19 protein-coding genes are annotated in these 19567 nt (G+C 70.6%); 12 read left to right on the top strand and 7 right to left on the bottom strand.

All coding sequences use genetic code 11. From position 1 onward, the window contains the following. Nucleotides 1-497 precede the first annotated feature (497 nt). Both E1287_RS21515 and E1287_RS21510 read right to left on the bottom strand, forming a co-directional pair. Nucleotides 498-1835 carry a cation:dicarboxylase symporter family transporter gene (locus E1287_RS21515; protein ID WP_131966844.1) on the bottom strand — a complete coding sequence of 446 codons (1338 nt, stop codon included), beginning with the start codon at nt 1833-1835 and terminating at the stop codon, nt 498-500. Between the two features lie 83 nt (nt 1836-1918). Then, nucleotides 1919-2695 (bottom strand): IclR family transcriptional regulator C-terminal domain-containing protein, encoded by a 777-nt coding sequence (locus tag E1287_RS21510; RefSeq protein ID WP_131966843.1) that lies wholly within the window; start codon nt 2693-2695, stop codon nt 1919-1921. A gap of 151 nt (nt 2696-2846) precedes the next feature. On the opposite strand from E1287_RS21510, the gene E1287_RS21505 reads away from it, so the two are divergent. Further along, a complete protein-coding gene (locus tag E1287_RS21505; protein ID WP_131966842.1) occupies nt 2847-3506 on the top strand; it encodes a DUF4286 family protein in 660 nt (219 codons plus the stop codon). A 29-nt stretch (nt 3507-3535) separates the two neighbouring features. Beyond that, on the top strand, nt 3536-4099 hold the full coding sequence (locus E1287_RS21500; RefSeq protein ID WP_243719293.1) for a carboxymuconolactone decarboxylase family protein: 564 nt from the start codon (nt 3536-3538) through the stop codon (nt 4097-4099). A 29-nt stretch (nt 4100-4128) separates the two neighbouring features. Here E1287_RS21500 and E1287_RS21495 read toward each other — a convergent pair whose 3' ends face one another. Next, nucleotides 4129-4416 (bottom strand): PGPGW domain-containing protein, encoded by a 288-nt coding sequence (locus E1287_RS21495; RefSeq protein WP_131966865.1) that lies wholly within the window; start codon nt 4414-4416, stop codon nt 4129-4131. A gap of 208 nt (nt 4417-4624) precedes the next feature. Between E1287_RS21495 and E1287_RS21490 the strand changes: the two genes are divergently transcribed. Beyond that, on the top strand, nt 4625-5146 hold the full coding sequence (locus E1287_RS21490) for an NUDIX domain-containing protein (protein ID WP_131966840.1): 522 nt from the start codon (nt 4625-4627) through the stop codon (nt 5144-5146). Here E1287_RS21490 and E1287_RS46385 read toward each other — a convergent pair. Next, nucleotides 5143-5811: an excalibur calcium-binding domain-containing protein gene (locus E1287_RS46385; protein ID WP_207934360.1), complete on the bottom strand. Its 669-nt coding sequence runs from the start codon at nt 5809-5811 to the stop codon at nt 5143-5145. The two genes, E1287_RS21490 and E1287_RS46385, sit on opposite strands and share 4 nt — an antisense overlap. Nucleotides 5812-5966: 155 nt before the next feature. On the opposite strand from E1287_RS46385, the gene E1287_RS21480 reads away from it, so the two are divergent. Then, entirely contained in the window at nt 5967-6368 is a 402-nt protein-coding gene (locus tag E1287_RS21480) for a PPOX class F420-dependent oxidoreductase (RefSeq protein WP_131966839.1), read from the top strand. 34 nt (nt 6369-6402) lie between these two features. On the opposite strand, the gene E1287_RS21475 is transcribed toward E1287_RS21480, so the two are convergent. After that, nucleotides 6403-7203 carry a helix-turn-helix transcriptional regulator gene (locus tag E1287_RS21475; RefSeq protein ID WP_131966838.1) on the bottom strand — a complete coding sequence of 267 codons (801 nt, stop codon included), beginning with the start codon at nt 7201-7203 and terminating at the stop codon, nt 6403-6405. 55 nt (nt 7204-7258) lie between these two features. Here E1287_RS21475 and E1287_RS21470 point away from each other — a divergent pair, with 55 nt between their 5' ends. Together E1287_RS21470 and E1287_RS21465 are read left to right on the top strand one after the other, a co-directional pair. After that, a complete protein-coding gene (locus tag E1287_RS21470) occupies nt 7259-8434 on the top strand; it encodes an MFS transporter (RefSeq protein ID WP_207934359.1) in 1176 nt (391 codons plus the stop codon). Further along, on the top strand, nt 8431-9246 hold the full coding sequence (locus tag E1287_RS21465) for an alpha/beta hydrolase (RefSeq protein WP_131966837.1): 816 nt from the start codon (nt 8431-8433) through the stop codon (nt 9244-9246). Before E1287_RS21470 ends, E1287_RS21465 begins: the two co-directional genes overlap by 4 nt. A gap of 151 nt (nt 9247-9397) precedes the next feature. On the opposite strand, the gene E1287_RS21460 is transcribed toward E1287_RS21465, so the two are convergent. Together E1287_RS21460 and E1287_RS21455 are read right to left on the bottom strand one after the other, a co-directional pair. Then, the gene (locus E1287_RS21460) at nt 9398-10639 is read right to left on the bottom strand and encodes a cytochrome P450 (RefSeq protein WP_131966836.1); all 1242 of its coding nucleotides are present in this window, start codon (nt 10637-10639) and stop codon (nt 9398-9400) included. 17 nt (nt 10640-10656) lie between these two features. Next, nucleotides 10657-11529, bottom strand: a complete 873-nt coding sequence (locus tag E1287_RS21455) for an SAM-dependent methyltransferase (RefSeq protein WP_131966835.1) — start codon at nt 11527-11529, stop codon at nt 10657-10659. A gap of 346 nt (nt 11530-11875) precedes the next feature. On the opposite strand from E1287_RS21455, the gene E1287_RS21450 reads away from it, so the two are divergent. The 6 genes from E1287_RS21450 to E1287_RS21425 all read left to right on the top strand — a co-directional run. Continuing rightward, a complete protein-coding gene (locus tag E1287_RS21450) occupies nt 11876-12331 on the top strand; it encodes a PaaI family thioesterase (protein ID WP_165969122.1) in 456 nt (151 codons plus the stop codon). 48 nt (nt 12332-12379) lie between these two features. After that, a complete protein-coding gene (locus tag E1287_RS21445; RefSeq protein ID WP_131966833.1) occupies nt 12380-13039 on the top strand; it encodes an iron-containing redox enzyme family protein in 660 nt (219 codons plus the stop codon). A 47-nt stretch (nt 13040-13086) separates the two neighbouring features. Continuing rightward, a complete protein-coding gene (locus E1287_RS21440) occupies nt 13087-13800 on the top strand; it encodes a hypothetical protein (protein WP_131966832.1) in 714 nt (237 codons plus the stop codon). Further along, nucleotides 13793-14713 carry a methyltransferase gene (locus tag E1287_RS21435; RefSeq protein ID WP_131966831.1) on the top strand — a complete coding sequence of 307 codons (921 nt, stop codon included), beginning with the start codon at nt 13793-13795 and terminating at the stop codon, nt 14711-14713. The genes E1287_RS21440 and E1287_RS21435 overlap by 8 nt, the downstream gene beginning before the upstream one ends. A gap of 92 nt (nt 14714-14805) precedes the next feature. Continuing rightward, nucleotides 14806-15987 (top strand): CATRA conflict system CASPASE/TPR repeat-associated protein, encoded by a 1182-nt coding sequence (locus E1287_RS21430; protein WP_131966830.1) that lies wholly within the window; start codon nt 14806-14808, stop codon nt 15985-15987. Next, nucleotides 15984-19567: CHAT domain-containing protein (locus E1287_RS21425; RefSeq protein WP_131966829.1), on the top strand; the 3584-nt coding region annotated here is incomplete at its 3' end. The genes E1287_RS21430 and E1287_RS21425, both read left to right, overlap by 4 nt.

Here is a 19567-nt window from a genome sequence, read left to right as displayed (position 1 = left end):
CCAGCGGTCACCCGTCGCCCACCTGGTCCATTGCACCTGCGGGAACTTCCTCGCCGGCCCGGGACGGGAATCTCACCCTTTGGCACATAGTGGCGAGAGCGGAGGACGTCAATGCGAAATCGGATGTTAGACCGCATTGGGCCACTTTGCGGTTATCGAACGTTCGCGCCCGGACCCTTTTCGACGCACCCTTCACGCGGGTGCGCCGGCGTTCCAGGGGTGGCGGCGGCCGTCCGGTGGCCGCGGACGCGGAGGGTCTCGGCGAAGGTGTGCCGGCGTCCCGGGGTTCCGTGGACGAGCATGACCTCCCGCGCCGCGATCTCGTCGGCGATGCCGAGCAGGCCACCAGGACGGCCAGCACCAGCTCGGGCGGGCTGAGCCGCAGGAATTCCCGCACGCCGGCCGCGGAGACCGCCGCCAGCGCCGCGTCCTCGAGCTCCGCCGGCCCGTCCAGTTCCCCAAGAGACCCGAACGGCGCGGCCCCTTCATGGCATCCCTCACGCCTTCCCGCCGGCGGGGGCCGGGACCGGGTCGGCGGGCGCGGGGGCGTCGGCCGGGACGCCCCCGGCGAGGACGAGCCGGGCCCGGTCGCGGTCGAAGACGCCCTCCCACTTGCTGACGACGATGCTGGCCAGCATCTGCCCGCACAGGCTCACGATGCCGCGCATCATCGACAGGAACCGGTCCACGCCGAAGATCAGCATGATCCCGGCGATGGGGATGACGCCGGTGGTGGAGAGGCTGGCGGCGAGCAGGACGAAACCGGCGCCCGCGATGCCCGCGCCGCCCTTCGACGTGATCAGGAAGACGGCGAGCAGGCCGAGCTGCTGCCAGAACGACATGCTGATGTCGAAGGCCTGCGCGATGTAGAGGCCGGCGAACCCCATGTAGAGGCAGACGCCGTCGGAGTTGAACGCGTACCCGGACGGGACGACCAGCCCGACGATGGGCCGCGGGCAGCCGAGCTTCTCCAGCTTCTCGATGAGCTGCGGCATGACGGCCTCGTAGTTGGCGGTGCCGAGGGTGATGAGCAGCTCGTCCTTGAAGTAGCGGTAGAGCGGGATGATGCGGATGCCGCACAGCCTGGCGACCACGCCGAGGACGAGCAGGCAGAACACGATGCCCGTGGCCCAGAACAGGCCGACGAAGGTGCCGAGGCTGGTCAGCGTCTTGGTGCCGAACTTGCCGGTGGTGTAGGCCATCGCGCCGAACGCGCCGATCGGGGCCAGGTACATGATCAGCCGGACGATGCCGAACACGGCCTCGCCGACCCGCTCCACGCCGCGCGCGATGGGGGCGCCGCGGTCGCCCATCATCTTGAGGGCGATGGCGAACAGCACGGACACGAGCAGGATCTGCAGGACGTTGCCGTCCACGAAGGCGCTGACCACGCTCTCCGGGATGATGTTGACCAGGAAGTCGTACCAGTGCTGGTGCTGGCCCTCGGCGGCGTATTCGCCCGCCTTGCCGGTGAGCTTGATCGCATCCGGGTCGGCGTGGACGCCGTCGCCCGGGCGCAGCACGTCCATCACCACCAGGCCCATGACCAGCGCGATCGTGGTGATGATCTCGAAGTAGACCAGGGCCTTGACGCCGACGCGGCCCATGCCGGCGAGCGCGCCGGCGGAGGCGATCCCGGTCACGATCGTGCAGAAGATCACCGGGCCGACGAGCATCCGGATCAGCGAGATGAAGCCGTCGCCGAGCGGCTGCATCGCCGCTCCGGTGTCCGGCGCGACGAGCCCGAGCAGGGCGCCGAGGGCGAGGGCGATCAGCACCGTGAGCCAGAGTTTCGTGGTGAAGGCGGCCCGCAGAGCGGACGTGGCACTGGACATCGGTCACCTCTGTTCGTCTGTCGCACAGATGTACGCCGGTTAGAAAGCGAGTGTGACCGACACGCCACCCCCGGTCAAGAGCGTCAGCCGGAGGGGACGAAGTCGATGTCGCGGGAGATGGCGTCCGCCGCCTGGACGACCAGGGGGACGAACCGCTCGTGCAGCTCGGCGACCGAGACCCGGCCCGCGTTGGCGGACACGTTGATGGCCGCGATCACCGCGCCCGACCCGTCGCGCACCGGCGCCGCGGCCGAGCGCACGCCCTCCTCGCGCTCGCCGTCCACGACCGCGTAGCCCTGCTCCCGCACCTTGGCGAGCTCGGCCGCCAGCGCGTCCGGGTCGGTGATCGTGTGCGGGGTGAGCTGGTCGAGCCGCATCTCGCCGAGGCGGTCGCGGAGGCGGTCGGGCGGGAGCGCGGCGAGCAGGACGCGTCCCATGGACGTCGGGTGCGCGGGCAGCCGCGAGCCCACGTTCAGGACGATCGACATGCTGCGCTTGGCCGGCACGCGGGCCACGTAGACGATCTCCTCGCCGTCCAGCGTGGCCGCCGAGCACGACTCGCGCACCTCCTCCGCCAGCCGGCGCATGTGCGGCTGGGCCCGCTCCCAGATCGGCAGCGAGGCGAGGTACCCGTACCCGAGGCGCAGGACGCGCGGCAGGAGCCGGAACCGCCGGTCGTCCACCTCGGCGAACCCGAGCCGGACGCAGGTCAGCAGGATGCGCCGGGCGGTCGCCCGGGACAGGCCGGTGAGGTCGGCGGCCTCGCTCACGGTCAGCGTCGGATGGTCCGCCGAGAAGGCCTCCAGCACGCGGAACGCCTTCTCGACCGAGTCGATCACATCCGGGTCCTGCCTTGACATTCCTTGACTCCCGACTCCAAAGTAAACTACCGACGCACGAACGTTCGTCAGTAGAACAGATTCCGGCGGACAGCTCCTAGTCTCCGGCACCCGGGACGCGCCCGCGCACCCAGGACGCCCCGGACGCCCGCCGAACAACGGAAGGCCCATCGTGACGGAAGGTCTGCTCTACGTCCTGTCGCAACCGCGCGACGGCGACGAGGCCGGGTTCCACGACTGGTACGACAACGAGCACGGCCCCGCCCGGCTCGCCCTGCCGGGCGTCCGCCAAGGTCACCGGTACCGCGCCGCCGACGGCGAGGCGCCGTCCTGGCTCGCATGGTACGACCTCGACCTGGAGGTCCTCCACACGCCCGGCTACCGGCGCCTGCGCGACGAGCGCAGCGCGCGGGAGACCGCCGTCATGTCCGCGCTGGTGTCCCTCGACCGCCGCGTCTACGAACTCCTGGACGACCACGGCGCGCCCGCCGCCGCTCCCCCGCCGCTCCTGCTGGCCCGGGCCATGACGGTCGAGCCCGCACGGGAACCCGGCTTCCACGCCTGGTACGCCGAGGAGCACATCCCGTCCCTGCACGCGCTGCCCGGCTGGCGCAGGACCCGTCGCTACGTCCTCGTCGACGGCGAGGCTCCCCGCTTCCTCGCCCTGCACGAGATCGACGATCCCGGCGTCTTCGACACCGACGCCTACCGCGCAGCGACCAGCACTCCGTGGCGCGCCGAGATCATGCGCACCGTCACCGTCGAGGAACGCCGCTCCTTCGCCTACCACGGCACCTTCCGTCCCGGCGGCGCGCCCGCCGCCGCTCAATGACCCACCGCCACACTCATCGGGGGACCTCCATGCCTGCCCGCGTCGACGCGTTCCGGCCCGCGGACCTGACCGCCGAACAGCGCGAGCTCTACGACCGGCTCCTGGACAGCGCCCGCGCCACCGGCAGCCGCCCGTTCCCGCTCGCCGACGAGGAGGGACGGCTGCGCGGCCCGTTCAACGGCATGCTGCTCAGCCCGGAACTCGGCAACGCCCTGCAGGAACTCGGCTCCGTCGTCCGCTACGGGACGGGATTCACCCCGCGGCAGAAGGAACTGGCGATCCTCGCGGTCGCGGCGCACGAGCGCTCGGAGTACGAGTGGGCCGTCCACAGCCACGCGGCCCTCAAGGCCGGCCTCACCGAGGACCAGATCGCCGCCGTCCGCACCGGGTCCGACTGCCGCCTCGACGACCCGCTGGAGGCCACCGTCCTCGCCGCCGCCCGCGAACTGGTGGCCAGCGGCGACCTCACCGACGACAGCTTCACCGAGGCCACCGGCACCCTCGGCCTCACCCGCCTGTACGAACTGGTCACCCTCGTCGGCTATTACCGCATGGTCGCCGACCAACTCCGCGTCCTCCGCGTCACCGACTGACGCGATCCGCCGTCAGGCCGCATTCGTCGTCAGGCCGCGCGGCCGCGGCGCGCCGCCGTCCTGACCTTGTGCCAGGCGGTGCGGGCGTGGCCGTTCAGGCGCCGGCTGATGCGGCGCGCGGTGGGGAATTCGGTGCCGAGCAGGCCGAGCCCGGCGAGGATCGCCACGATGCCGGGCCCAGGCAGCACCAGCATCACGACGCCCGCCAGGATCATGGCGGCCCCCGCGATCCCGACGGCGACCTTCCGCACCAGCCGGAAGGGCCCCCGGCGTCCCGCCTCCGGCGGCGACCCCGCCCGCGCCTCAGATAGCTCCATCGTGGTCACGCAGCCTCCCCGGTAATCCCGCCCCCTGTCTTAGGGACGATCCGAGCGACCCCTCAAGATCCCGATCCACGCCCGATGTGTCCGGAACCACACGGCGACCCGCCACCGCGACGGAGCCGGGGCGGCCTCGTCCGCGATGGTCGTGGCGGGGACGGGTGCGGCCGGGGCGGCGAGCGGGGCGGCGGCTAGCATTTCGGCAATGAAGATCCGGTACGCCGCTCTCCGGGCGCGTGGACGCGACGGCTCAGTGGTGCACCGGTTGACCGCGCGGGCCTGGCGGCGGCTCGGCGGGCGGATGCAGTGGCGGCTCGCCCGGCTCCGGCACCGGACGTTCCTGGTGTACGCGGGCGGGCTCGTCCGGGACGATCAGGGCCGGATCCTGCTGCTGCGGCACCGGCTCTGGCCCGCGTACCGCGCGTGGGGCCTGCCCGGCGGCTATGTCGACGCCGGCGAGCGGCTCGAGGACGGCGTCGCCCGCGAGGTGCGGGAGGAGACTTCCCTCGAAGTGCAGGTCAGCGGCCCGCCGGCGGCGATCGCCAGCGGCTTCCGGCATCGCGTCGAGGCGTACTACGAGGCCCGCGTGATCGGCGGGGACCTCGGCCTGGACGCGGCGGAGATCCTTGAGGCGCGCTGGTATCCGTTGGACGACCTCCCCGACGAGATGTCCCCGTCCCTCCGCGACCTGATCACCTCACTCGGCCCGCGGCGCCCGGCGGTCTAGGGCAGGTCGCCGGAACCCGGCGCCGAGGGCTCCTCGTCGGGCCCCTCATCGGGTGGCGTCCCGGTGTCCGGCGTCGACGGCTCCTCACTTGGAGGCGTGGCCGGTTCCGTGCTCGTCTCCTGGTCGGACGGCTCGTCACCCGGCTCGGAGGGCGGCGGCACCTCGGTCGGCGGCTCGCTCGGCTCACTCGGCTCGCTCGGTGACGGCGGTGCCGGCGGCGGCGGGACGCTCTGCCCCGGGTCGGGGCTCCACGGCGAATCCGTCGGCCAGGGCTCGCAGTTGACGCCGTCATGGTCACGGTCCTGATACCAGTGGTATTCGGGGTCCCAACCCTTGTAGTAGGGGCCGTATCCGTAGGCCTTGGCCTGTGCGCACGTGGCGAAATGCGGGTCGACGCCGTCCGCCGCGCCCGGCTCCGGAGTCGACGGCTCGCGCGGCGGCGGCGTCTCGCGCGGTGGCGGCGTCTCCGGCGTGCTCGGCGGGACGGTGGCGGGCGGCGAGGTCGTCTCGCGCGGGGCGACCTGCTCGGACTCCTCGGAGCCCGACCCGCACGAGGAGGTGACGAGGCCGGCGAGCAGGACCGCGGCCAGGGCGGCGAGCACCGAGAGGAGACCGCGGTGCCGCCGTGCGGCGCGATCGAGCGGTGGATGGAATGGCTCCGGCATGGTGCGACCTTCGCGAGTGGAGTCCGTCGCACCCAGAACCTCAGTTCACAGCAAACATCCCCGATAGGGACAGAACCGGCACGTATCGCGGCGGCCAACTTTCCGCCAAATACCGTGCTTGACCTCAAGACGAGTCGAGGTTCCATGCTGGAGTCATGAAGCTGACCGACATCGAACGCGAATACCTGTCCACGCAGCGCCTCGCCCGGCTCGCCACGGTCGGCCCCAAGGGCGACCCGCAGAACAATCCCGTCGGGTACACCTACAACGCCGGCACCGGCACTTTCGACATCCTGGGCTGGAACCTCGCCAAGTCCCGCAAGTACCGCAACGTCCAGGGCAATGATCAGGTGGCGCTCGTCATCGACGACCTGGCCTCCGTCCGGCCGTGGCACGTGCGCGGCATCGAGGTCCGCGGCCGTGCCGAGACGGTCGTCGAGGACGACCCGCAGAGCTCCCGCTTCGGCGCGGACCTGATCCGCATCCACCCGCACACGATCTTCACCTGGGGCCTGGACCCCGCCACCGAAGGCATGGCCAAGCGCACCGCCGGCTGACCGTCCCGCCGGCGTCCGGCCCGTGATGGACGGTCTAAGGACGATGACCGGACGCATCCGCCGGCCGTGCCGCGACGCGTCCGGGCGTGGTGCCGAAGGCTTGGCGGAACGCCTCGATGAAGGCGCTCGGCCCGGCGTAGCCGCAGGCCGCCGCGACGCTGGTCACCGACGAGCCGGACGCGAGCAGGATCAGCGCGTGGTGCAGGCGCACCTGCGCTCGCCACTGCGGGAACGTCATCGACGTCTGCAGGCGGAACAGCCTGCTCAGGGTCCGTTCGGACGCGCCCGCCGCACGGCCGAACTCGGCGAGCGTGCGCCGGTCGGCGGGGTCGTCGGCGAGCGCCGCGGCGATGGCGCGGAGCCGGTCGTCCGCCGGGACGGGCAGGTGGAGCGGGAGTTCCTCCACCTTGCGCAGTTGATCCAGCGCCACCCGCTCCAGGTTGCGCCGTGACCGGACGGTCAGACCGTCGTCCCCGGCCGGACCCTCCTCCGCAGCCGCGGCGTCGTCGGTGGTCAGGGCGATGATGACCTCGCGCAGCAGCGGGGACACCGCGAGCACCGTCGGCCCGCCGAACGCCGGCTCGTCGCGCGTGAAGTTCACCGTGCGCAGCTGGGTCGGCCCGTGCGCCTGGTGGGAGTGCCGTACCCCGGCGGGCAGCCACACCGCGCGATGCGGCGGCACGACCCACATCCCCGCGTCGGTCGACACCTGGAGGACGCCGTGGCTGGGATAGACGAGCTGGTGGTGCCGGTGGTCGTGCCAGCCGACGCGCTCGCGGTGGGCGAGCGGCAGCAGCGAGGCCGGACGCTCCACAGGTTGGCGGTTTTTCGACATATGCCTGCAGAATACCGATAGCCACCGACCCCGCGCGTTCATGATCCTGGACGGCATGGCGACGAGCACGCACCCCACCCCGGTGGCAGGCCATGGGACGCCATCGGTCCTGCGGCGGATGTGGATCTGGGCCGCCGCCCACGCGGTGGACGACCTCTACCAGGGCCTCGTGCCCGCGAGCGTGCCCTACTTCGTCCTCGAACGGAACTACAGCTACGTGGCCGCGAGCGGGCTCACGCTCGCCGCCACGCTGGGAAGCTCGCTGCCGCAGCCGCTGATCGGCGTCGCCGTCGACCGGCTGCGGCTGCCGCGGCTCGCCGCCGCCGGCGTGCTGCTCGCCGGGGCCGGGTTCGCGCTGTCCGGGACGGCCGGGTCGTACGCGATGGTGTGGCTGCTGCTCCTGCTGTCCGGCCTCGGGGTGGCGATGTTCCATCCGGCGGCGGGCAAGGCCGCGCGGGAGGCCGCCGGCGACAGCGTCACCGGGATGAGCGTGTTCGCGGCGGGCGGCAGCCTGGGGTTCTTCCTGGCGCCCGTCCTGGCGACGCCCGCGCTGGTCGCCTGGGGTGCGGCCGGGACGGTCGTGTTCCTGCCCCCGGCCGTGCTGGTCGCGTTCGTCCTGGCCAGGAACGCCCGCCAGGTCAGGGACGGGGTCGCCGCGGCGGCCGGGCCCGCTCTGTGGAGGCCGTTCGCCGTCCTCACCGCGATCTCGGTGGTCCGCTCGGCGGTGTTCGCGGCGGTCGCCACCTTCATCGGCCTGTACTGGATCCGGCATCTGGACGCGTCGCAGCCGATGGCCGGGGCGGCGCTGGCGTGCTTCCTCGGCGGCGGCGTCGCCGGGACCGTCCTCGGCGGGCGCCTCGCCGACCGGTTCGGCCTGGTCCGGACGGTCCAGCTGGGCGCGCTCCTGGTCACGCCGATGCTGGTCGGCCTGCGGCTGGCGCCCGGGGCGCTGCTGCCGCTGCCGTTCGCCGTCCTGGTGGGGCTGACGCTGAACGTCCCGTTCGCGGTCGTGGTCCGGCTCGGCCAGGACTACCTGCCCGGACGCCCCGGCACCGCGGCCGGGGTGACGCTCGGCCTCAGCGTCAGTGCCGGCGGGCTCCTGACCCCGGTCTTCGGGCTGGCCGCCGACGCGCACGGCCCGCAGGCGGTCTTCACCCTGCTGTGCTTCGTCCCAGCCCTGGCCTACGCGCTGGGACTGTTCCTGACCCCGCCTCCCGAAAGGCCCACATGACCCCGTTCGTCTTCCGCGGCGGCGACGGCCGCGCGCTGGCCGCCGACATCGACGGTTCCGGACCGCCGCTCGTCCTCCTGCACGCCGGGGGCCCGGACCGGCGCAGCCTCCGCCCCCTGGCGCGGCTGCTCGCCGACCGGGCCACGGTGATCCTGCCGGACATCCGCGGCTACGGCGCGTCGGTCTGCGCCGACCCGTCCCTGCACACCTGGGACCAGTACACCCTCGACCTGCTCGCGCTGCTCGACGCGCTCGGCCACCGGCGCGCCGTCCTGGCCGGCGCGGGCCTCGGCTCGACGATCGCGCTGCGCACGGCGCTGCGCGTCCCCGGCCGGGTGGACGCGGCCGTCCTGCTCGGCGTCGAGGACATCGAGGAGGACGCCGCCGCCAAGGCCGCCGAGATCGCCTTCCTCGACGCCTTCGCCGCCCGCGCCGCCGCCGGCGGGCTGGAGGCCGCGTGGGAGCCGATCCTGGGGCGGTTCCCGCCGGTCGTCGGCGCGATGGTCCGGGACGCCATCCCGCGCAGCGACCTCGCCAGCATCGTCGCCGCCGCGTCCATCGCGCACGACCGCTCCTTCACCTCGGTCGCCGAACTCGCCGATGTCGGCGCACCCGTCCTCGTGTTCCCGGGGACCGACCCCCGGCACCCGCGCGCCCTCGCCGAACGATGCGTCCAGGTCATTCCCCACGCGACCCTCGCCCCGGTCGCCATCTCGAACGAGTTGAAGACGGAGGAAGACCTCGCCTCCGCCACCGCCCCGTCCATCCGAGACTTCCTCGACTCCCTGCCGCACCGGCCGCACTCCGCGTGAGGTGATCTCGGCGGTAGGGTCGGGCGACCCTCGACCGTATGAGATCAGGCGCGCTGACAGTGCACGAAGTGGTACGCCGATTGAACGGTTCGCCCGCCCCCAGTTGTTCGCGGAGGCGAACCGCGGTTAGACGCGGGATCGTTCAGGTGTTTCAGGAAAGGGCGCAGGGCAGGTGTTTGATGCCGTTGAGGAAGTTCGAGCGCAGCCGGTCCGGCGGTCCGGCGGCGTGGACGCCCGGCGCCCGGCGGAGCAGTTCCCGGAATATGGCGGTGACCTCGCCGCGGGCCAGGTGGGCGCCCAGGCAGTAGTGCGGTCCGGGGGCTCCGAAGCCGAGATGGGGATTGGGTGAGCGGGTGATGTCGAACCGGTCGGGGTCGTCGAAGACGGTCTCGTCGCGGTTGGCCGACCAGTAGTACAGCAGGAGTTTGTCGCCCTTGCTGAAATGGTGGCCGTTCAGTTCGCAGTCTCTGGTCGCGGTGCGCCTCATGTAGATGACGGGGGACGCGACGCGGACGATCTCGTCCGTCGCGGTCGCCGCGTACCGTTCGAAATCGTCTGCCCACAGCTGCTTCTGCTCCGGGTGCTCGGTGAGGAGCATGAGGCCGTGCGAGATCGCCGTGCGGGTGGTCTCGTTGCCTGCCTGCAACAGGATGCCGAAGAACGAGCCGAGTTCCTGAGCGGTCAGTTTCTCGCCGTCGATATTGGCGTTGATGAGCTTAGACGTCAGGTCGTCGCCGGGAGCGTCGGCACGTTCAGCCGCCAGTTCCTTGACCATTCCCGCCAGCTCGGCCGCGGCGGTGAGGAGCGTGACGGGCTCGGTCTCGGTCCTGTCCGGGGTGTACTCGGGGTCGCCCGCGCCGAGGATGATGTTGGTGCGTTCGGCGACGAACCGGTGCCGGCTCTCGGGGACGCCCATCATCCGGCAGATGATGGTCAGCGGCAGCCGCTCGGCGACGTCGGTGACGAAGTCGAACGTGCCGCGCTCGGGGAGGCCGTCCACGATCTCCGACGCCATCTGCCGGATCTCGCCGTCCAGCCGCCTGATCATGCTCGGCGTGAACGCCCGGGAGACGATCCGGCGCAGCCGCGCGTGCCGCGGATCGTCCATGTTGATCATGGAGTCGAAGAACTCGACCGACGCCGGCGGCCGCTCGAAAACCATCACGCCCTCGGCGTTGGAGAAGTCCTCCGGCCGCCGGCTGGCCTCGACCACGTCGGCGTAGCGCGTCACGGCGTAGAACCCAGGGCCGCGTTTCGCCCACCGGACGCGCGGTTCGGCGAAGAACCCGATCGGCCTCTCACGCCGCAGCGTCCCGAACGCCGCGGCTCGCTCGGCGTAAGGCGCCGCCCAGAAGGCGCCCTTGGACAGGTCGATGTCGGCCAACCCGGGCACACTGCCTCCTCGCACGCTCAGAGCTTGCGGCCCACACCCGCGTACGCCGGGATACGGCCACCGTAACCGGGCGCCTCCTCGACCGTCCCGCCGGACCGGTCGGTGAGCCGCACCACGGACGGTCCGTCCGGGCCGGGCTCGTCGGGACGCCAGTCGGTGAGCCACGCCAGCCCCGGATCCACCAGGTCGTACCCCTTGAACAGGTCGTGGATCTCCTGATGCGTCCGCAGATGGACGGGGGTGGCGGTGCGGCGGTAGATCTCCTTGGCCCGCTCGGTCTCCTCGGGACGGGCCTTCTCCAGCAGATCCCCGGTCAAATGCGAAATGACCAGATGACTCCCGGCCGCGGTCGCGTCACGGTACTGCGCCGCTATCCCCTGGGGGTCGTCGGAGCCGTCGACGAAATGGAGTATCGACACCATCATCACCGCCACCGGGCGGCTGAAGTCGAGAAGGGCCCTGGTCGTCTCGTGCCGCAGAACCGTGTCCGGACGCCGCAGATCCGCCTCGACGACGCCGACATTGTGCGGCGTCCGCACCAGCGCGCGGCTGTGTGCGCAGACCACCGGGTCCCAGTCGACGTAGACGACCCGGGCGTCCGGGTTCACCGAAAGCGCCACCTCGTGCACGTTGTTCTGGGTGGGTAGCCCCGCGCCCAGGTCGAGGAACTGCGTGATTCCCGCCTCCGCGGCCAGATACCGCACCGCCCGCACCAGAAACGCGCGGTTGGCCCGCGCCCCTGCCTGCGAGCCCGGCATCACCGCGATGACCTTCTCGGCGGCCTCCCTGTCGGCGGCGTAGTTGTCCTTTCCGCCGAGGTAGTAGTCGTACATCCGGGCGACGTTCGGCACCGTGACGTCGACGCCCGACGGCGGGCTGTCTTCCTTCATCGACGGAACCTTTCGTCCGAACAGAGCGGTCGGCGTTGATCAACTCATCATGACAGGGACGTCAAAGGACGACAAACCCCAGGTGATCACGGCAAGTCGCCGGACTTTGGCACGGCGTCACTTACGCCTGGTAAGGACGCCGCAATGACGCGAGCGGCCGATTTCGTAGCAGCCGCCGTGAACAGGGTCAAGGGTCCAAAATATGCACACAGCAGGCGAGGCGCTATCACCTGCTGTTAATCGAGAATCTCACCGTCGTCCACATGGCGCCAATGCACGCCCATTGACACGGCCGAAGACCGCAATCGATGATCCACATGTCTGCAAGGGAAAAGGAGAGCCCGGATTGGCCGAGCCGAAGAGTGATGAAGAAACCGTGTACGACCGTCTGCCCGGCGAAGTGCCTCCAGTGGCGAAGCTGATCGGGTGGACTCTGCTGAGGATCGACAGGGAGGCCCAGGCCATTCACGTCTCGTTTCAGGGCGCGGCTGAGTTCGTCAACCCGAGCGGTTCGATTCACGGTGGATTCGTCACCGCCATGCTGGACGAATGCATGGGATCGGCGGTCGTCGGAATCCACGAGGCGCAGTTCCTCCCCGTCACTGTCTCCATGACCACGGATTTCATCAGGCCGGTTCCCGTCGGAAAGGTCTACGGCGAGGGACGCATCACATCGATGCTCGGCAAGTCGGCTTTTCTCGAAGCGCGCCTGACGGATGCGCAGGAGCAGACCTTGGCCCGTGCGACGGGCGTCTACCGCCTCCTGCCCTGGCCGGAGGCCTTCCGCCCCGTCCCGTCCTGACACAACCCCTCTGCCGCACGACCAACGGAAACCGAAGGATCAATCGCAATGAGCAATTTCGAGAAGCTCCTCGCAGCGACCCAGAGCGAGTTCGACAGCGAGATCGGGCAGAACCCACTGATCGAGACCGTCGTCAGCGGCCAGATGAAGCGCGAACACTACGTGGCCTATCTGCGCGAGACCTACCACATGGTCCGCCACACCTCCCGGATGCTCTCGCTGGCCGGAGCCCGGCTCGGCGACGACTACCGCAAGCTGCGCGACTGGTTCTTCGAGCAGGTCCAAGAGGAGAACAACCACGACCTCTTCTGCATCAGGGACCTGGAGAACCTGGGCGAGAACGCCGAGGAAATCCTGGCGGTGCCGCCGAAGCGCGGATCGTGGGGCCTGGTCTCACAGAACTACTACATGGCGACCTACGGGAGCCCGCTCGGCATTCTCGGCGTCGCGAGCCTCACCGAAGGACTCGGCGCGGACCTCGGCAAGTCAATGGCTCAGGTCCTGCGGGAGACGTACGGCCTGGAAAAGAACCAGGTGACGTTCATCAAGAGCCATGCCGGATTCGACGCACGGCATATCGAGGACGTGAAGCAGGCCGTCAACGAGCTGCTGCTCAAGGACTCCGACCTGGACGAGATCATCCACGGCCGCCGGATGACGATCTACTACTACGCCCAGATGTTCCGCGACGTGCTGGCCAGCGCCTAGGCATCTCCGCCCACGCTTCAACGGAACCGAATCCAAGGGAGAGCGCCTTGCCGCTCGAAGCAATCGCCGTCCTGGACGATGGCGATCCGACCACCACGACCACCTACGCGGCGGCTCCCAAAGACGAGGAGGTCTTACGGGAGCTGCGGCAATACCAGACCCACGAAGTCGCGGAAGCGCAGGAACTCGACGAATATCGCGATTTCCTCGAGAACGCGCTGAGGCCGTTAGGTCTCTACAGCGATGACTTTCTCCCCGATACCGCGTCCACCTGCTACAAGATCACGTTCGACCGCGAGCTGGTCGCCATCTTCCGGCTCACCCCGGTGGCACCGGACTCGCCGCTGCTCCAGATCATCCCCGGCGCCGCGGGGAAGCGCGTCCTCGAGGTGAACAACATCGCCGTCGACAAGGCGTTCCGGGGCGACCTCCTGCTGGGCATCATCCTCCGCAACTGCGCCGTGCTGTCCCACACGATGGGATTCGACTTCGTCGCCGGTGTGATCAGGCAGGAGATCCTCTCGTGGTTCACCGACTTCGGGACGATTCCGATCCGGCACGAGCCCCTGCATCTGCTCGGCGACGACACCGTCAACGACTTCGTCACCTACTTCAGGACCGACAGCCGAGAATGCGTCGACTACGCGATAACCCGTGGATATCACTATTTCCATCGGAAGGTGACGATGAGAAACATCAAGGCCGATGTGAAACGCGCCCGCCGGCGCGCGGTGGACGGAGAGCTGGCCCTCCATGCCTGACCCAGAGGCCGAGCGACAAAACCAGGCTACCGCCGCCGCACCCCCATCCGAGCCGCCCCCGTCCGAACTGCCCCCGTCTGTGCTGCTCCTGGCGCCGCTGCTCCAGATGATGGCGGCGAAGACGCTTCACGCGGCGGCCGAGCTACGCATCGCCGACCTGGTCGCCGAAGGCGCGCGCACCACAGGCGAGCTGGCGGAACGGACCGGCACCCACGCGCCATCCCTGCGACGCCTTCTCCTCGCCCTCACCGGGCAGGGCATCCTCGTCCAGACCGGGACCGACCGCTTCGATCTCACCGAACTCGGGCAGCCGCTCCGCGCGGACGCACCTGACTCGGTACGGGGCGTCCTGCTGATGGGCTGCGGTCCGGAAACGTCGCGGAGCTGGGACCGGCTCGTGCCCAGCCTGCGGACCGGAACCCCCGGCTGGGACCTGGCGCACGGCATGAGCTGGACCGAGTACTACGCGCGCTTTCCCGATCGGGCGACGATCTTCAACCGGTCGCAGGCGGAGCACACCCGCGACACGGCGCCCGGCATCCTGGCGGCCGCCGATTTCGGCAGGTTCCGGGAAGTCGTGGACATCGGCGGCGGGGACGGCACTCTCCTGACCCACATCCTGCAGGCTCACAACGAACTTCGAGGCGTGCTCTTCGACGTCCAGACCGGCCTCGCCGACGCCGACGCCACGCTGGCCGCCGCCGGGGTCGGGCAGCGATGCCACGTCGTCGGCGGCGACTTCTTCGACAAAGTTCCAGAGGGAGCCGACGCCTACCTGCTGAAAGAGATCCTGCACGACTGGGACGACCAGCAGTCCATCACGATTCTCCGCAGCGTCCGCGCCGCCATTCCGTCGGACGGACGTCTGCTCCTGGTCGAGCGGATGCTTCCGGACAAGGCCGTCGCCGGGTAGTGGCGATGGCGCGGGGCCGGCTGAGCCCGTCGAGATGCCCGATGAGTTGCGGGAGCGGGTCAACGAGTTGATCCATCGGCTGGAGAGCCCGCATGGGGCGAGCTGAGTCCGGTCGTTCCGGGCTGGTCGTCCATGTCTTCGTCGCGCGGTCGGGGCCGTCCGCCCAGGAGCATGCCGAGCGCCTCGGCGGCCTGTGGTCGGCGCTCGGGTCCCGGCTCGGGATGACCGTGGAGAGCGGCGGCGCCGTGTCGGTGCGGGAGGCGCCGGAGGGGCCGCTGCGGCAGGGGGTGCTCCGCGACGTCCATGATCTGAGGTGTCTGGGTGTCGCGTTGACCGGCGGGACGTGGCGGGAACTCGCCGAGCTGTGGGAGGGGTGTGCGGGCGATCTGGGTTGGGTTCTCGGCGAATGCCGTCTGTTCGTGGACTACGAGCGTGGACAGCCCGCGCGGGGACTGACCCGGAGCGTCCTGCCCGCGCTGCCGGGAGCGGAGCGGGAATACCGCTTCACCAGGGCCAACCGTTTCGCGGTCTGGGAGACCGGCCTGCGGGACGGTAACGCACGGCGGCTTCGTGTCTTCGCGGTGATCGCGGACGTCGAACGCGAACGCGATCTGGACGCGTGGCTGTGGTCGTCCGGTGATGAGCGCATGTCGCCTCTCGCCCGTTTCCTCATGCATGCCGCGAAGGTTCGGTTCCAGCTGCGCGTCTATGACGAGGGACGGGTGTTCCACGAAGCCCGGGAGCGGGTCGACGAGCAGGCCGCCCGGGTGGTCGCGGCGCTGGAGGACGACCGGCTGCTCGCCGCTCACCGGGAGCTGATGCACCGCCAGGCGGCGCCGGACGGGCTCATCTGGACCATGACCCGGCTGCGGGAGATGCTCCGCACGGTGGAGATCGCCCGCCACAACATGCGCGGCACCCCGTTCGAGGACGACCTGGCGCTGGCCGACTGGTTCCGCCTCCGCATCCAGGACGACCTCGGCTACGCGGACGCGACACGGGAACGCGCCCGGGAGATCGGTGCGATCACCGACCTGGTGATCCGGGAGCGGCTGCAGGCCCGCGCCGAGGCGTCCGAACGGCGCTGGGGCCGGTTCGGGGTGCTGGAGACGGCCGTCATCGGCACGCTCCTGATGATGCTGGCCGCGGTGCAGTCCCTGGGCTACAAGGTGCCCGTCGACGACGCCGCCAAGCCGTACATCGTCGCGGCGCTGGGAGCGGTCGCGTTCCTGCTGACCGCGTTCGGATTCGTCAGATGGCGGAGGAACCGTTGAACCCGTTGGAACAGATCGACCGCTACCAGCTGACCGAGAACCTCAAGGACCTTGAGGAGGGCATCGCCGGTCTTCGCCGTCTGGTGGCCCGCAGACCGTCACCGCAGCTGTTCAGCAGCCTCGGCAACGCGCTGAGCATGCGCCACGACGCCTTCGCCCGCCCGGACGACCTCCAGGAGGCCGTCCACTGGCATCGCCAGGCCGTCGCGGCGCTCGACGGGCAGCCCGGGCTGGCCGAGGCACAGGCCCAGCTCGCGCCGATCCTGTGGCACCTGCACCACCGCGAGGAAGCTCAGGCCCTGTTCGAAGCGGCACTGCGCGGCACTCTGGAGGACCGGTCGCTGGTGCTGACCAACTACGGGTGGGCGCTGCATATGACGTTCATGGAGACATCCGACCGGGCCGACCTGCTCCGCGGGCTCGAGGTGCTGAAGGAGGCGGTGGAAGCCACCGATCGGGCCACGGACCGCTACACCTGGCGGCTCGCACGGTACGCCAGCGCGCTGTTCGCCGAGGTCGCGGACCCCGCACGCAGAGCGGAACTGAACACCGTGCTGGAAACCATACGGCAGCGCTACCCGGCGGCATCCGAGCCGGTCAAACGCCAGGTCCAGGTGCTGGTCGGCTTCATGCTCGCGATGGGAGAAGTCCCTGAGATCCCCCAGGAGGCCTTCGACCATATGGCGAACATGCCGGAGGACCTCACCGAGGTGTTCGGCACCGGCCGGGAGGCCCAAGCCCGGCTTCTGGCCATGAACAGCAGCGTACTGATCGAGGACGTTCGCCTGGCCGGAGAGGTCCAGCGGGCGAACGACGCGGTGGAGATGTTCAGGCAGGCGCTCTCCGCGCTTCCGGACGACTCGCCGAGCCTGCCGGAGATTCTGGGCGGGTTAGGCGCGGTCCTGGGCCTGCGCATGGAGATGGCCGGGACCACCGACGATCTCGACGAGATGGTCGACGCCCTGCGCCGCGCGTGCGCACTGGCCCGGCCGGGCAGCGGCATCTACGGCATGGTCTATTCCGACTTCGGCAACAGCCTCGCCTTGAAGTTCCGGCTCGGCGGAGGCCTGAAGGCCCTCGACGAGGCGATCGCGGCCTACCGGCAGGCCATCGCCCTGGTTCCCGAACATCCCGAGCTGGCGATGGCCATGACGGGGCTCGGGGCCGCCCTCACCTACCGCTACGAGGTGACCGGACGGCTCGCGGAGCTGGACGAGGCCATCGTCCACCATCAGGCCGCCGTCGACCGGACCGCACCCGACCACGGCCACCTTGCCCTCTATCTGGTCAACCTCGGCTCCGCACTGCAGGAAAGGTACGAGGCCACGCGTCGTACCGAGGACACCGAAGCCGCCGTGGCCGCGCTGCGCGCCGCCGTCGCCGCGACGCCGGTCGGAAGCCCGTCCCGGCCGAGCCACCTGGCCTCCCTGGGCGAGGTCCTCGCGACCAGATACCAGGTCACCGGGCAGTCAGGGGCCATGGCCGAGGCCGTCCGCTATCACCGAGAGGCCGCCGAGACCGTCGATGAGGGCAATCTCCAGCGGCTGCAGGTGCTCAACAGCCTCGGACGCACCCTGGAGCTGAGCGGAGCCGACCCGGCGGAGGCCATCGCCGTGTTCAGGACGGTCAGGGCAGGGGCCCGGCCGGGATCGTCCTTCCATCGCAACGCCACCGTCAACCTCGCCGGGGCACTCCTCGACCGCGCGATGACCGGTCGCGCGCCCGTGCGGGCGATGGCCGAGCTCATCGCGGATCTGTTCGACGATCGGCCGCGCCGGAGAAGATTCCTCGGTCTCCTGAGCGCGCGTCAGGCCCCGTCCGGCGGCACTCCCGAGCTCGACGAGGCCATTGAGCTGCTCTCCGAGGCGGCCAAGGAGGGTTTGCCGGGCACCTCGGACGTCTACAGCCGGCTGGGTCTGGCCATGCGCCTGCGCTACCAGCTGACCGGTGAACCGAGGGCCCTCACCCGGGCGCTTCGGACGATGCGGGCCGCCGTCAGTGAGTCCGGCACCGACGGAGCGAGCCGGTCGGTCGCGCTGTTCTACCTTGCCGAGACCCTCCGTGACCAGTGGCAGCTGGCCGGCGACGAGCGCGTGCGCGAGGAGAGCCTGCTGCGGTACCGGCAGGCCGCCGAGGAGGAGTCGGCGTCGGCCAGTTGGCGGGCGACGGTCGGCCAGAAGTGGGGCGAGTTCGCGATGGAGGAGGACGCGCCCGCCGACGCGGCCGCGGGCTTCGGCGCCGCGGTGGCCGCGCTGGACGAGGCGGCCTGGCGCGGCCTCGGACGCGCCGACCAGGAACGGATACTCCAGGAGTACGAGGGACTCGGACGCGACGCCGCGGCGGCCGCGCTCCAGGCCGGTGATGCCCGTGCCGCGCTCGAACTCCTTGAGCAGGGACGGGGCGTCCTGCTCGGCCAAGCGATGGACGGCCACACCTCACTGGATCTCCTGCGATCGGTCGCGCCGGAATTGGCGGACCGGCTGGCCGAGATCCATCACTCCCAGGAGGCCGCCGAGCGGCTGGACCTCACCGAGGGCCCCGACGCGCCGCATCGCCTGGACGAGCGGCCCGTCCTGGCCCGCCGCCGCCGCGAGGCCCTCGCCGAGATCCGCGAGCTTCCCGGATTCGAGGACTTCCTGCGGACGCCCAGCAGCCGGAGCCTCCTGACGGCGGCCGAGGACGGGCCGATCGCGGTCCTCAACGTCAGCCGGTACCGGTGCGACGCCCTGCTGGTCACCGCCGACGGGGTCCGCGTCCTCCCGCTGGCCCTGACCGCGGAGCAGGCTCAGGCACAGGCGGACGCCTTCGTCGCGGCGCTGCAGGCCCAGGACCTCACGGGCATCCAGGACTGCCTGAACTGGCTCTGGTCCGTTGTCACCGGTCCGGTGCTGGACGCGCTGGGGCCGACCCACCGAATCTGGTGGTGCCCGACCGGACCGCTCACCCTGCTGCCGCTGCACGCCGCCGGGGAGGCCCTTGACCGGGCCATCTCCAGCTACACCCCGACCCTCCGCGCGCTGATCAGCGCCCGTGACCGGGCCCGGGGACCTCGCGCCGCGCGGCGGATGACGCTGGTCGGCCTCACCGAGACCCCGGGAGCGCCACGGCTGGAGGGGGTGTCCCGCGAGATCCAGGCGGTCACCGAGCACTTCCCCGACGTCGTGGAACTCCGCGATGGCGACGCCACCCACGACAAAGTCATCGCCGCCCTGACCCAGAACACCTGGGCGCATCTCGCCTGCCACGCCGTCCAGGAGATCTCCGAGCCCGCGCAGGCGAGGCTGCTCCTGCACGACCGCCCGCTGCTGGTCAGGGAACTGGCCGCACAGCGACTCGACCAGGCCGAACTGGCATTCCTGAGCGGCTGCGAGACCTCCCGCGGCGGGACGGTGCTGTCGGACGAAGCGATCAACATCGCCGCGAGCCTTCAGCTAGCGGGTTTCCCGCACGTCATCGGCACCCTCTGGCCCATCAACGACACGCACGCCCCCGCGGTCGCCGCCGAGTTCTACACCGTCCTCACCGCCGGCGGAACCAGCCCCCCGGACCCCGCGGCCGCCGCCACCGCACTTCACCTGGC

The sequence above is a fragment of the Actinomadura sp. KC06 genome (genome assembly GCF_004348735.1).
Taxonomy (GTDB): Bacteria; Actinomycetota; Actinomycetes; order Streptosporangiales; family Streptosporangiaceae; genus Spirillospora.
Note: the sequence above shows the minus strand (reverse complement) of the source record. Positions and strands in the feature narration are given on the sequence as shown.